Here is a 13,895-nt window from a genome sequence, read left to right as displayed (position 1 = left end):
ATCACGCACCGGGGCCCCTTGCTCAGACGCGGACCGTCTTCTGCAGCACGGTCTTGCTGACCATGTAGGATTCCAGACTCCACGGCCCCCCCTCTCGGCCAATCCCACTGTCCCTCATGCCTCCGAACGGAGTATCGGGATCCGGCGCACCGAAATGGTTGATCGACAGAACCCCCAGATCCAGCTCGCGACTCAGCCGCTCGGCCTCTTCCAGCGTATTGGTGAACGCGAATGCCGCTAGCCCCACGGACAGGCTGTTGGAGATTTCGATCGCTTCATCAAGGGTCTTGAACGGAACGGCCACCGCGACCGGACCAAACGGCTCTTCGCGCATGATTTCGCAATCGAGTGGGGTATCGACCAGCAGCGTTGGCGCAAAAAAGTAGCCACGATCACCGACGCGATGACCACCCACGGCAGCCTTGCCACCGCGCTCGAGCGCGTCATCGACGAAATGCTGCATTGCCGCCAACCGTCGGCCGCTGGTGACGGGGCCCATATCTGCCTTGAGGTCTAGCCCATCAGCGACACGCACCTGCTGCGCCGCTGCAACGAACCCAGCCACAAATTCCTCGTAAAGACTTTCGTGAACCAGGAAACGTCCCGGCGCAGCACACCACTGAGAATTGATACGGATCTTGCTTTTGAGCGCCATCTTGCCGATTTCGGTCGCATCAACCCCAGCGCAAACAATCACCGGCGCATGACCACCAAGCTCCATCAGCACCGGTTTCATAGCGGCTCCCGCCAAGGCGCTGAGGTGTTTACCCACGCCGACCGAGCCAGTCAGCGTGACCATGCGAGTCACTGGAGAGTCAATCAGCGCCAGGGAAACCTCGGCGGGGTTACCGAACACCAGATTCAGGACCCCCTTGGGCAAGCCGGCCTGCTCGAAACATTGGACCATGGCGACAGCCGCCCCAGGCGTTTCTTCTGGAGCCTTCAGGATAATCGAGCAACCCGAACATAACGCGCCGCTGATTTTTCGACCTGGCGCGCTAAGCGGCACATTCCAAGGGGTGAAGGCAGCTACCGGCCCGATCGGTTGGCGTAGAATCAGCTTTTGCATCTGCGCTTCGCCCGGAACAATGGTTCCGTAAGCACGTAACGCCTGCGCCATGTCCCAATCAAAGAAGCTCGCCGAGCGTTCAACTTCGGCCCGCGCATCTGCGATCAACTTGCCATTCTCACGGGTAATGATCTGTGCGATTTCCTCGGCGCGCTCACGCACGCCAGCGATGGCACGAGCAATAATAAGGTTGCGCTCAACCGGTGGCGTCGCTCGCCATACCTTGAATCCCCGCTCCGCAGCGACCAATACGCGCTTCAAATCTTCGGAGTTGGCGCCGGGTACCGTAGTGAGCACGGCTTCGGTGCTCGGATTGCGGACTTCGAAACATGATGGGCGATCAAAAATCCATTCACCATCGATGAACAAGCCAACACGCGGATGCGTAGCATCGGCGACGTGACGTTGAGTTTCTGTGGACATGGGATTTTCCTCTGCAAGTGGCGACACGGTGTTCACCAACTCGCTCAATTAGTTTCGGCCAGGGAGCTGCTTGCGCGGCGCGCCAGCGCATCTTCACGAATCAGGTCGGCGGCTTTCACACCTATCATGATGGACGGCGCATTGGTGTTGCCCGACGTGATGAATGGCATGATCGAAGCATCTACCACCCGCAGTCGCTCGATACCACGGACACGCAGTCGTTCGTCCACCACCGCCATGGCGTCGTTACCCATCTTGCAGGTGCCGCCCTGGTGGTGGGCCGAGTTGCCGGTTTCGACCAGGTAGTTATAAATATCTTCATCCGTACGGACGTGGGGCCCCGGTAGTTCTTCGGCGACCACCCGGGATTTGATGGGCTCGCTGTTCATGATTTTGCGTATCCAGCGCACACCACTGATCACGGCATTGACGTCGTAATCACTGCTCAGGAAATTGGGTGTGTAATCGGCCGGGTCCGACGGGTTGGTCGAACGCAGCGTCACTGTTCCCGTGGTGCTGGGACGCAACTGATAGACCGACACCCCGAGCCCAGGATGCTTTTCAACGTCAACCGTGCCGTCGGGAAAGTACTGAAAGGTCATGGGCCTGAAGCTGATTTGGAGATCAGCATAGTCCTCGTCCGGGCTACTTTTAACGAACGCCGCTACCTGGGAGGAGCCGAGGGCAAGATAACCTTTGCGGGTCATCAGGTAACGGAAGCCTTCCCAGTACTTTCGCAGACCGACAAGGTTGGCGTTGTACGAGCTGTCCGGGGTGCAACGCCAACCTGTGTGGATATAGAAGTGATCCTGCAGGTTCTGCCCCACCCCCGGGGAATCGAGGACCACAGGTATCGCGTGCTTTTCCAGTTCAGCCCGTGGGCCGACACCCGATAGCATGAGCATCTGCGGAGTCTTCAGTGAACCCGCTGACAAGATCACCTCACGCGCCGCATAGATCCTTTCCAAGCGACCGCCCTTCAAAACCTCTACGCCGACGGCGGTGCGTCCGTCGAATAAAACGCGCTGTAGTTCGCATCCGGTTCGAACCGTCAGGTTCGGTCGTTCAATGACCGGCTCGATAAATGCCCGGTAAGTCGACATCCGCTGTCCGTCCTGGATGTTGTGCTGCATGAAACCCACGCCATCGTGCACAGCGCCGTTCATGTCCTCGGTCACCGGGATGCCGATACGGTTCGCGGCCTCTATAAAGTCGTAGCTACTCTTTTCCTTGACGATCGGATCGCTGATCCACAGCGGACCATTCGCTCCCCGGTATTGGTCGCCGCCCCGCTCGAAATGCTCCATTTGTTTGAAGTAGGGCAAAACATCTTCATAGCCCCAGCCTGTGTTGCCCAGGGCACGCCAGCCATCAAAATCTTTCTGATGCCCGCGAATGAATACCATGCCGTTGATGGAGCTGGACCCACCGAGCAATTTGCCCCGAGGCCAGTACATTTCGCGCCCTTGGAGCTTGTCCATCGGCGCGGTGCGAAAGTTCCAGTTCAACAGCTTGTTAAAATACAGCTTGCCCATTCCCGCGGGCGTGTTGACCCAAAAACGATCTGCCGCAGGACCCGCCTCGATGAGCAGGACGCTGTTCTGTGGGTCGTCAGACAAGCCGCGCGCAACCGGACAGCCGGAAGATCCAGCACCGACGACGATGTAATCATAAATCTGCATTGACCCTATTCCTCGCTCTTTCAAACCTGGTAGCAACGAACAGGCGATACCTGCCCGGGCTCAACCATGGGATGCCCTAACCGCAAACCGTTGTCATCAGCAGCCGATCTGGCTTCGTTGTTCAGGATCCAGCACGAGGAATGTCGACCTGCACTTGGTTAAGTGCCCCAAGTCGCTTGCGCGCTTGCTGGTCAGGGATCGTGCCATCATAGGTAGTGATAAAAAGGGTATGACCGTCATCCCCGCCCAGTTCGCAAGCAACGGCGCTACCTGGGAAATGCAGATGATGTGTAATTTCCCCTCCTTCCAAGACCCGCAAAACTTCCCCTGTATTGAACGAGCAAACCCAAACGCCGCCTTCTGCATCGGCGCACATACCGTCCGGCTCTCGTCCTGCGATGTCGGCAAATAGCCGGCGATTGGACAGAGATCCATCCAGCGCACGATCAAATGCCGTCAGCCGGCCGCGCCAGGTTTCTGCGACCACCAGCGTTCGCCCATGATTAAGAATTACCGCGCCATTGGGGAATTCGACGCCATCGCTACCGTGGCTGACGGTGCCATCCAGCTCGACGATATGGAGAGAGGTTTCGCGCTTCTCTTCGCCCATGAACAGGTCATAGCCAAAATTGCCGACATAGAGACAGCCATTGTCGGCCACCGCGAAATCATTCAAATCACCAGTGGCCCACTTCGAGAGGTCAGCGTGTACAAGCAACTCTCCATCCACCAGCTTCAATATCTGGCGAGCGACGGATGACACGATAAGAGGAGTTCCATCAGACAGGAATCCGAGACTATTAGGCCGCGGTGGCAAATTGTCTTTCAGCACAACCCGGCGCCCGCTCACGTCGACTTGGTAGAGAATCGAGTCAAAGACGTCTGGCACCCACAGGCAACCGTCGTACCACCGAGGAGCCTCAAGGAAGACGAAATCATCAGCGAAGCGATGCGCCTTTAGCTCTTGCATGTTCTGCCTGCCCTTTCTTTTATTTTTAGATGAAAAACGGTAGAGCGAATGCGATCTGTGCAGACCACCGAGCGAAGCCCAATGAAAGTCACCTGCTGCCACAAACCCTATCGAACAATAAAAATTGTGTCAATAAATGGGATTAATTAATTTATAGACATCCAGTGCTGGCCTGTAAATCCTGCAAACAGGTGGGTTCTGCGTAGGTTATTGGCATCGTGGACGGCTCATTGTCATCGCCCTCAAAGGCCCGTCGAGACGCCTGAAGCCACACATCACTCGTGCTTCGGTGTGATCGAAAAACATGATTGAGTGGCCTGCTCCCAAGGCTTGGCACCCTAATCGTTGGGCATGACTGTAGGCCTCCCGACGCCAACCGCCCCTTACAAATAGCGAGCGCTCCAATGGCGCAGCGATTCGGCACGGCGCTGTGCCGCGCCAGACGGTAGACCCGAATCAGAAAATGACCAAATCAAAATCTGTTGCGTAATCCCACAATCAGGGATATGTTGATTTTGAGCAACGCAAAATTGACTCGAATGTGCCTAGCGAGAAACCCACCCTCCAACCGGTCGGGCAGGTATTCACGCAAAGCGCCTGCAGATCGGATGAATGTGTCGTGCGCATCACGGCGGTTCGCCCTCTGAGTTTCGTGATTGGAAATGCGTGCTTTACCAAGGCAAAACCAAGAAAGACCTGACGCAAAACACAAAAACAACAACGTTTCGACAAGTTTCAGGGAGCTATAAATGCCGAATAAGAATTTCAGCGTGCGCCAAAACCACGCTATCCGTGCGCTTTTCAAACACATGATCCCCGCCGTCCTGGCAGTGACTGCCACCGTCAGTAACGCTGCCGAGCTGACCTTCGGCTATGTCCCAGGCAACCTCGCCTATCCCTACAACGTAGCGACCGCTAAAGGCTTCGAAGCCGCAGCCAAAGCTGCCGGCGTAAAAGCGGTCATCATCGACCCGCGAGGCAGCGTCGAGAAGCAGGGCAATGCGCTCGACGACATGATCGCGCAGCGCGTCGACGCTATCGGTTTTCTGCCCCTGGATTCGGTGGTGTCGCAATCTTTCGTCGACAAGATCGTAGATCACGATATTCCCGTGGCTGCGGTTGCCGTGATGGTAGGTGACCCTCAGGAACGGGCGATCAACAAGCCCTACGAACAACTTGTTGCCTTGGTTACCACCGATGACATCCGCGCTGGCGAAGTGGCCGGTGAGCACGCAGCGACGCTGTTGCCTAAAGATCGTGTCGCAAAAATTGCAGTCGTCGAAGGCGTACCTGGCTACGCCGTGGTCAAGCAGCTCACCGAGGGCTTCAAGACGGGCCTGAAAAAAGCCGGCGCGAAATATGAAATTGTTGCGTCCCAGCCCACCGACTGGACACCTGAGCAGGGCGAGCGCGTTTGCCAGAACATGCTGACCGCCCACCCAGACCTCGACCTCATCTTTAGTCAGGCCGAGGACATGGCCATTGGTTGCGCACGCGCCTTGGCTGCCCAAGGTTCAGAAATCGCCCTGGTCGCAACAGGGGGCGGTTCCAAGGTCGGGTCTACCGGGATCGCGGCTGGCGAAATCAATGCATCGGTCTGTGTGCGTCCCAAGCTGCTCGGCGAACTTCTCTTCAAGTCTCTTTATGAGTCTGTGACCCATCCGGAAACACCGAAAGGCAAGTACGTGACCTACGACCTGCCATTGCTGACCAAAGACACGCTCAACGCCTGCCCCGACAAGTGGTAAGCCGCTTTATATAAGCCGATAACAAAGAACAAAAACGGATTATCGAGATGACTCATCAAGAAACGCTTCTCATGCGGCTCCAAGGGGTTGCGAAAGAATACCCAAACGGGACTGTCGCACTGCGCGGCGTCGATCTCGACATTGCGAGGGGCAAGGTTCACGGATTGCTTGGCGCCAACGGCGCTGGCAAGTCGACCCTGATAAAGATCCTGTCCGGCGCGAATGCTCCCACGAGCGGTGAAATTGTCTGGCGCGGCAAGCCAGTGACGTGGGCGAGTCCAAAGGTGGCCAACGACATGGGCGTAGCCACCATCCACCAACATATACCGCTCGTGCCCACCCTCTCCGTGATCGAAAACGTCTTTCTCGGAAAGAACGGCACGTGGCGCTATCCCAATTCGATGCGCGAGCGCTTTGATGAGCTCTGCCAGCGCGTCGGTTACAGACTGGATGCCGATAGCAAGGTGTGCGACCTCTCAATAGGTCAGCGCCAGATGGCAGCGATTTATCAAGCCTTTGCCACGGGTGCGGACTTAATTGTCATGGACGAGCCAACTGCCTCCCTGGCGACAGAGGAGCGGGAAATTGTCTATGACACTGTCCGTCGCCTGTCAAAAGTAGAAAACAAAGCGATTCTCTTCGTCTCGCACTTCCTGGACGAAGTCATAGCGCTGACAGACTGCGTCACGGTCCTGCGTGACGGGGTCGCAGCAATGCGAGCCAACACCTGTGATCTGGACGAAAATCTCTTGGCCGAAGCGATTGTCGGCAAACCCATTGCCAAACAAGCGCGTGCGACGGCTCAACGTAGCAGTTGCTCCGATCCATCCCGAACTGTGCTGGAACTGCAGAACGTCTCGTCCTCGGGCAAGTTGCACCCGATATCGCTGAAACTCGCAGCAGGCGAGGTCATAGGCATAGCGGGCCTGCTGGGCTCAGGTCGAAGCGAACTGCTGCACGCAGCATTCGGCGCCGACCCGCATGCCTCAGGCAAGGTCATCCTCAATGGCCGGGAGATTGGGCGCAGCACCGGGGCTTCCGTGAAAGCAGGCATAGGCCTGGTGCCGGAAGATCGTATAAAGCAGGGCCTGGTACCGGATTTCGAGATCTGGCGTAACACCTCCCTGCCCGCCTTGAATTCCGTGTCGGCATTCAATTGCCTTCCCAACGAGCAACGTGAACTGAACCGTGGCTGGGATGCCATCCAACAACTCTCCATCAAGGCCAGTTCGCCTGACATTCTCGTCAGCGAACTCAGTGGCGGTAATGCCCAAAAGGTGACGATCGCGAAGTGGTTATTCAGCGACGTCAAGGTGCTTCTTTTGGACGAGCCAACCGCCGGCATCGATATCGGTGCAAAGACCGAGATCATCTTCCTGATCCGTCGGCTTGCCGCAGAAGGCAAAGCCATCATCGTCGTGTCGTCAGAGTTTGAAGAACTGCTCGCCGTCAGTGATCGCATCATCGTCATGCGCGATGGATGCTGCGTCGCGGAGCGCCCCGTCCATGAAACATCGGAACATGAACTGCTCCTGCTCGCTGGCGGTAAATGCGTTACTCCTGAAAGCAGAGGTCACTGAGCAATGGACAATCTAGCTATAGAGATAAAAACAATGAGTACAACAACTCAACCAAAAATCGAACCGGTGCGGCTCGCCAGTCAAAATGTAACACCGCCGCCGCCCGCGCCTGTCTATCGTCAGGTTGATTGGCGACGCCTCTTCAGCCTGCGTGAAATGGGTGTCTATTATGCATTGCTGTTATTGCTGGTTGGCCTGTCGTGCATCACGACTTACCTGGGGAAATCCAACTACCTCAGCGTTTTGAACATTACCAATATCGTCTATCAGTCCTCACTCATCGCCATTATGGCCGTGGCCATGACGGTCATATTGATCAGCGGTAATTTCGATTTGTCAGTGGCGTCGGTCGCGGCGCTTTCGGCCGCGATTCTTATCGGTTTCGCCGATCAGTTGGGTTTCTGGCCCGCCTGCGCCTTTTCAATGACGGTCGCCATTTGCGCCGGCTTGCTGAACGGGTCGATCGTGCAATTCGTGGGGATCAATGCTTTTATTGTGACCCTCGGCACCATGACTGCTCTACGCGGCGCGGTTTTGATTTTCACTGACGGCCAGTCTCTGTCTGTGCAAAAACCCGAAGTCATCGAAGCCATGAAAGCGTTCGAGTCGGGTCGCCTGGACGCTGGCGTGGTTGCAATCCTCCTGGGTGCGGTACTGCTGGGCATCAGTGCCCTGCAAGCGGTGCGGGCACGAAAAGCGTCGAGACCCTTGACACCAGCCATGCTCGGAATGGCTCTGGGCGGCCTATGCCTGCTGGCAATGAGCTGGGGTGCCGGAGGCAAAATCATGCTGCCGAAACCGGTCATCTACATGTCGATTTTCACCACCATCGTTTGGGTGACGCTGAGTTTCACCATGGTAGGCCGTCGCCTTTACGCCGTCGGCGGTAATGCCGAAGCCGCCCGCCTCTCCGGTATCAATGTTGTACGTTACAAGTTGGTTGCCTTCGTGTTGTGCAGCGCCGCGGCAGGCTTTGCCGGGATCCTTTTTGCGAGCCGCCTGCGCTCCATCAATCCCGCAGCCCTGAGTGGTGCTGAATTGGCTGTTATCGCGGCGGCAATTCTGGGCGGCACTTCGCTGTTTGGCGGCGCCGGCAGTGTGATTAAAACCCTGGCTGGGGCACTGCTGCTTTACTCGCTCACCAACGGCTTCAACATCTTGAACCTGGGGGCGAACTATCAGGGGTTGATCGAGGGCATCGTGCTCATTGGTGCTGCCGCGCTATACACCGTTGGCAACAGCCGAAGCAAAGCCAAATCCAAGTGACCCTATGACCGAGACCGGTGCCCCACCGCTGTAACAGAAGGCGAGGCACTGGCCCCATCTCTGCTCGAACCCTTCAGTAAAAACAAATCAAGAGGACAGCACCATGACCCCATCTACCGCAGGGACCTATACCGGCAAAGTTGCATTTGTTACCGGCGCCGGTAGCGGCATCGGCCGCGCCACGGCCATCGCATTCGCCAAAGCCGGTGCCAGCGTTACGGCTGTAGACATTTCAGAAAAAGGTCTACAAGAAACCGCCGCACTCATCGAAGCGTTTGGTGGTCGGGTCCTCACCATCCCCTGCGATGTGACGAGCAGCAAGGGTATCAAAGCGGCTCTGGATAAAACCGTGGCGACTTTTGGAGGGCTCGACTGCGCTTTCAATAACGCCGGCATCGAGCAGCCCGTGAACAAGCTCAAAGATATCGACGAAGACCTCTGGGACCGCGTGCTCGCGGTCAACCTGAAGAGCGTCTATCTGTGCATGAAGCACCAGATTGACATCATGCTGACGAATGGAGGCGGTGCGATCGTTAACACCTCCTCTGGGGCCGGAGTATTGGCGATCCAAGGGCAATCGGCTTACTGCGCTTCAAAGTATGGCGTCACCGCCATCAGTAAATGCGCAGCTCTGGAACATGCCTCCCAAGGTATTCGAGTGAATGCCCTGTGCCCTGGAATTATCGATACCGACATGATTTCTCGCTTCACCGGTGATACCGAACAAGGCCGCGCTCGCGTGATTGCACAGGAACCGATTGGTCGCATGGGTCGGCCCGAGGAAATTGCCAATACCGTCTTGTGGCTCTGCTCCGAACAGGCAGGTTTCGTCACCGGCCATGCCATGGTCATTGACGGTGGTCAGACTGCGGGAATCTGAGCCCACACACCGTCCCGTTGAGATTTCGCTGCTGGGCCTCATACTCGGCAGCGACGCCATTCATGGCCCATCGTCACGTTCGCCAGAACCCAAATGACGCCCGCCCCGAACCGATCCTGGTCCCCGCCCCGTTTCGTCCGAAACCGAAACCGAAACCGAAACCGCCGCATATATCTCTGAGCTTATCAACGCGTCCCAGCGGTTTTTGCCGATATAGAACTCGTCGATGCCACGGGCTGACTTCGCATTTGCGTTTTGTCTGAAGAGGGACGCGAGTGGAGACTTGAGCGAGGAGCATATAAATCAAACTGCAGCATATAAATCAAACTGCGGATAAGCCAAGGGCGGATCGATGATCCGCCCTTGGCTTCCGGCTGCAGTTTTACCAGTAGTGAAATCAGCGATTGATCAGTTCAAGTACCGCGTCGGTGATCTGCCGAGTAGTGGCTTTACCACCGAGATCAGGTGTATGCAGGCCGCTTTCAGTCACCGCTTCGATGGCCGACATCAAGCGGTTTGCGGCGTCCACTTCACCGAGATGTTCGAGCATCATCGCTGCCGTCCAGAACGTTGCAATCGGGTTGGCCACGCCTTTGCCAGTGATGTCGAAGGCAGAGCCATGGATCGGCTCGAACATCGATGGAAACTTGCGTGAAGGATTAAGGTTAGCCGTCGGAGCGATGCCCAGGCTACCGGACAACGCCGCAGCCAGATCGGACAGGATGTCGGCGTGCAGATTGGTCGCCACGATGACGTCCAAGGTCGAAGGTTTGAGAACCATGCGAGTCGTCACCGCATCGACCAACTCTTTGTCGATTTTTACGTCCGGAAAATCCTTGGCCACTTCGTAAAAAATCTCGTCCCACAACACCATACCGTGGCGTTGGGCATTCGACTTGGTGACCATCGTCAGGTGCTTGCGTGGACGGCTCTGTGCCAGCTGGAAAGCAAAGCGATGGATACGCTCAACACCGGCCCGCGTGAAGACAGACACTTCAGTCGCCACTTCTTCTGGCAGACCACGGTGGACACGACCGCCATTGCCGGAGTACTCGCCTTCGGAATTTTCCCGGACCACCACCCAATCAATTTGGTCGCCGTTGATCAGCGGGCTTTTTACCCCTGGCAACACACGGGCTGGACGCACATTGGCGTATTGGTCAAAGCCCTGGCAAATCGGCAGGCGCAGGCCCCAGAGAGAAATGTGGTCAGGCACATTAAGCGCACCGACAGCGCCAAAGAAGATGGCGTCGAATGTTTTCAATTCCTCAAGGCCGTTCTCAGGGATGTAGTAACCGTTTTTCAGGTAATTGTCCGAATTCCAATCGAAGTGTTTGAACTGCAAATCGAAACCGGATTTTTTTGACAGTGCCTCGAGCACCTCGACGCCCGCTGCAATGACTTCAACACCAATGCCATCACCGGGAACTGCAGCAATTTTGTACGCGCTCATTTTCATCTCCGCTCTTGTTTTGGCTCTTGCAACCCGCCATACCGGACTGGCCAGGCGGGGTCGTGAGCCAATTATATGGAGCGCGAAAAGAAGCAGAGTCGACTCAAAATCACTACATACATAACCTTGAGTTATGAATCAGAATCTTAACTGTGTTCCGGTAGGTGCAAGTGCTCCCAATCCGGGAAGTGTTTTGAACAACCTACCGAAATGCCCAAAGCGAATTACAGGAATAACTCAATCGGCGCTCAGTCGTAGCATCCAGAGAAGGAAGCCTGGGTTGGCGTTCGCCTTCTCACACGAACGAGCCGCAGTGTTTCCATCAAAGAGACAGGGAACGTCTGCTTCAATCTTTAGAACTCCGACAGAGGGAAATCGAAGCCGAACTGATTGCTGAATATGCGTCCTTTACGCAGCTGAATTATTCGCCAGCATTCATAGGTGCTTTCGGATTTCAGATCATTACAGATCATCCTTAGCAGCCTATCATTCCACCTCAAATCGCGATGAGGCAGTGACCCATCGCCCGCCGGGCCAATCCCTGGCGTTCTCAATTTCCTTGCATTCATTCGTCCATTTGCGCAGTGCCCCAATCGTTTGGGGCGTTGTGTATCGGCTATTTCATGGGAACAACGATGACTACCTCAACTTTTACTTCGGCCCAGGTCGACAGCCGGATCTGGAGCGCCGTGGGGTCTTTGACACTCTGCGTCGCTCTGTTGATCGCGGCAGAGTTCATGCCCGTGAGTCTGCTGACTCCAATCGCCAACGACCTTCATACTTCTCAAGGGATGGCTGGACAGGCGATTTCCATTTCCGGTTTCTTTGCGGTGGTGGCAAGCCTCTGCATCGCCTCTATCGCCGGACGCTTCGATAGACGTCATGTCCTGATTTCAATGACCGTGCTGATGCTTGTTTCGCTGGTAGTCATCGCTCTGGCGCCTGGCTTCACTTGGTTGATGATTGCCCGAGCCTTCTTGGGGGTCGCCATCGGCGGTTTCTGGGCTTTATCCACTGCCACTGTCCTGCGAATAGTCCCCGAGGATTCGGTGCCTAAAGCCTTAGGCATGATTTACATGGGGCATTCGGTGGCCGCTGCATTTGCCGCGCCGATTGGGGCTTACGTGGGAGGCCATTTGGGATGGCGCTTCGTGTTCGCTGCGCTGGTGCCGATTGTCATCGTTAACGTGATCTGGCAATACAAAAGCTTGCCCAAGATGCAGCCAGAAAAAACCATTCCCCTTTCCAGGCTGTTCGGCGTACTGAAACGCAGAAATGTAATGTTCGGTCTGCTGGCCGCCATGCTGACTTTCGGTGGTACGTTTACCGCCTTCACCTACTTGCGCCCATTTCTGGAACAAGTCACTGGCGTTGACTCGACCCAACTGTCGGTTTTGCTCTTAAGCCTGGGTATCGCCGGTTTCGGAGGTACATACCTCGTCAGTCGGCTGCTGGAAAAACAGTTTCTCTTCCAACTGTTGCGCTGGTTGCCAGTGGCCCTGGCTGTCATGACGGTGGCTTTGGCCGAGCTTGGATACATCTTCGCGGCCGCCGCCATCATGATGTTTGGCTGGGGGATGCTGTATTCAGCCATCCCGGTATGCTGGTCGACCTGGCTGGCCAAAGAGGTGAGCGATGAGCCAGAAACTGGCGGTGGGTTGATGGTTGCAGCTATTCAGATGGCGATCATGGTCGGCGGCGCGTTCGGCGGGAGCCTGTTGGATCATGTGTCGGTGGCTGCCCCTCTAATCGGCGGCAGCGCACTGCTCATCCTGGCAGCACTGGTGGTTGGAAACGGTGAGCGGCTCACCCAGTCCTCGCCGGCTTGATAGGCCCAATCGAGGCAAGCGGCTGCCAATAGCATCCGCTAGCCCAATAAAATGGTTCCATCGTTTTTAAGGACACTCAGCAACATTTGTGCGGCCGGCGATAAATAGGCGCCCGCGCGGACAAAAACGACGATAGTACGTTTCATAGTGGTCTCCTTCAGTCTCACCTCACGAAGGTGCGTGACCCCCTTGACGTCTTCGAGGGTCTCCCTGGCTAGAAAGCTCAGCAGGTTGGTTTCACCAATCAGGCGTGGCAACAAAGAGATCGAGGTGGTTTCGATCTGTACCTGAGGTAAAGGCAGATCCCTGGACTGGAACACATTGTCTATCCAGCGCCGCGCCGGCACAGTGGAGGCCGGCAACACCCATTGGTACTGACACAAATCGCGCAACTCATAACTGGCGCTGAATAACGGATGATGACGGCTGGCGACCACCACCGCCTCGTCGTCAAACAGGGCATGAAACTGCAGTAACGGATCCGCTTCGTATTGTGGGCAAATCACCATATCCAGCCTCCCGGAGAACAGTGATTCGCGCAGTAAATCGTCTTGGCCGATCACCAAGTTCAAGGTGATCTGCGGCGCACGCGAAAGCAGCGTCGCGGTCAGGTGTGGAAGCAGGTGATCAGCCATAGAGGCTGCGCAGCCCAAGCGGATGTTTCCCATCACACCGTTTGCAAAATCACGTATTTCTCGCTGGGTTTCGGCAACGCTCTGCTGCAGCTGTTTGCCACGCACTTTCAGCAACTCCCCCACTGGTGTGAGCTTAATCCGCCGCCCATCGCGCTCGAACAACCGGGTCCCTAGAGACTCCTCAAGCCGCTGGATGCTTTTAGTCAGTGCTGGCTGACTGCGGTTGAGCTTTTGCGCAGCCCGGCCCAGGTGCCCCAACTCGGCGATGATTTCAAAATAGGCAAGATCACGCAGGTCCATATCCATCAACCAAAGTTATCAATCAATCGATATTAGAAAATAGACTTTATCAAACTAGGT

Annotated in this window: 10 protein-coding genes; 5 read left to right on the top strand and 5 right to left on the bottom strand. The window is 56.1% G+C overall.

The features are described from left to right. Window positions 1-22 precede the first annotated feature (22 nt). The 3 genes from ACI514_RS09750 to ACI514_RS09740 all read right to left on the bottom strand — a co-directional run bounded on the left by ACI514_RS09750 (window position 23) and on the right by ACI514_RS09740 (window position 4,246). Window positions 23-1,492 (bottom strand): NAD-dependent succinate-semialdehyde dehydrogenase, encoded by a 1,470-nt coding sequence (locus ACI514_RS09750; RefSeq protein ID WP_405123657.1) that lies wholly within the window; start codon window positions 1,490-1,492, stop codon window positions 23-25. A gap of 44 nt (window positions 1,493-1,536) precedes the next feature. Continuing rightward, complete coding sequence (locus ACI514_RS09745) at window positions 1,537-3,174, bottom strand: GMC family oxidoreductase (RefSeq protein ID WP_405123656.1); 1,638 nt, start codon at window positions 3,172-3,174, stop codon at window positions 1,537-1,539. A gap of 121 nt (window positions 3,175-3,295) precedes the next feature. Continuing rightward, the gene (locus ACI514_RS09740) at window positions 3,296-4,246 is read right to left on the bottom strand and encodes an SMP-30/gluconolactonase/LRE family protein (protein ID WP_405123655.1); all 951 of its coding nucleotides are present in this window, start codon (window positions 4,244-4,246) and stop codon (window positions 3,296-3,298) included. 647 nt (window positions 4,247-4,893) lie between these two features. On the opposite strand from ACI514_RS09740, the gene ACI514_RS09735 reads away from it, so the two are divergent. The 4 genes from ACI514_RS09735 to ACI514_RS09720 all read left to right on the top strand — a co-directional run bounded on the left by ACI514_RS09735 (window position 4,894) and on the right by ACI514_RS09720 (window position 9,618). Then, window positions 4,894-5,892, top strand: coding sequence for a sugar ABC transporter substrate-binding protein (locus ACI514_RS09735; protein ID WP_405123654.1), 999 nt, complete (start codon window positions 4,894-4,896; stop codon window positions 5,890-5,892). 47 nt (window positions 5,893-5,939) lie between these two features. Then, complete coding sequence (locus tag ACI514_RS09730) at window positions 5,940-7,472, top strand: sugar ABC transporter ATP-binding protein (protein ID WP_216641513.1); 1,533 nt, start codon at window positions 5,940-5,942, stop codon at window positions 7,470-7,472. A 3-nt stretch (window positions 7,473-7,475) separates the two neighbouring features. Next, window positions 7,476-8,738, top strand: a complete 1,263-nt coding sequence (locus ACI514_RS09725; RefSeq protein WP_405123653.1) for an ABC transporter permease subunit — start codon at window positions 7,476-7,478, stop codon at window positions 8,736-8,738. Window positions 8,739-8,841: 103 nt separating this feature from the next. Continuing rightward, window positions 8,842-9,618 (top strand): glucose 1-dehydrogenase, encoded by a 777-nt coding sequence (locus ACI514_RS09720; RefSeq protein ID WP_405123652.1) that lies wholly within the window; start codon window positions 8,842-8,844, stop codon window positions 9,616-9,618. 397 nt (window positions 9,619-10,015) lie between these two features. On the opposite strand, the gene ACI514_RS09715 is transcribed toward ACI514_RS09720, so the two are convergent. Beyond that, on the bottom strand, window positions 10,016-11,071 hold the full coding sequence (locus tag ACI514_RS09715) for a tartrate dehydrogenase (RefSeq protein ID WP_048393611.1): 1,056 nt from the start codon (window positions 11,069-11,071) through the stop codon (window positions 10,016-10,018). A gap of 635 nt (window positions 11,072-11,706) precedes the next feature. On the opposite strand from ACI514_RS09715, the gene ACI514_RS09710 reads away from it, so the two are divergent. Further along, window positions 11,707-12,900, top strand: coding sequence for an MFS transporter (locus ACI514_RS09710; RefSeq protein WP_088500315.1), 1,194 nt, complete (start codon window positions 11,707-11,709; stop codon window positions 12,898-12,900). 38 nt (window positions 12,901-12,938) lie between these two features. On the opposite strand, the gene ACI514_RS09705 is transcribed toward ACI514_RS09710, so the two are convergent. Further along, a complete protein-coding gene (locus ACI514_RS09705) occupies window positions 12,939-13,835 on the bottom strand; it encodes a LysR family transcriptional regulator (protein WP_405123651.1) in 897 nt (298 codons plus the stop codon). Window positions 13,836-13,895: the final 60 nt, after the last annotated feature.

The sequence above is a fragment of the Pseudomonas sp. M20 genome, assembly GCF_045037865.1.
GTDB lineage: Bacteria > Pseudomonadota > Gammaproteobacteria > Pseudomonadales > Pseudomonadaceae > Aquipseudomonas.
This window is presented reverse-complemented; position numbering and strand designations above follow the sequence as displayed.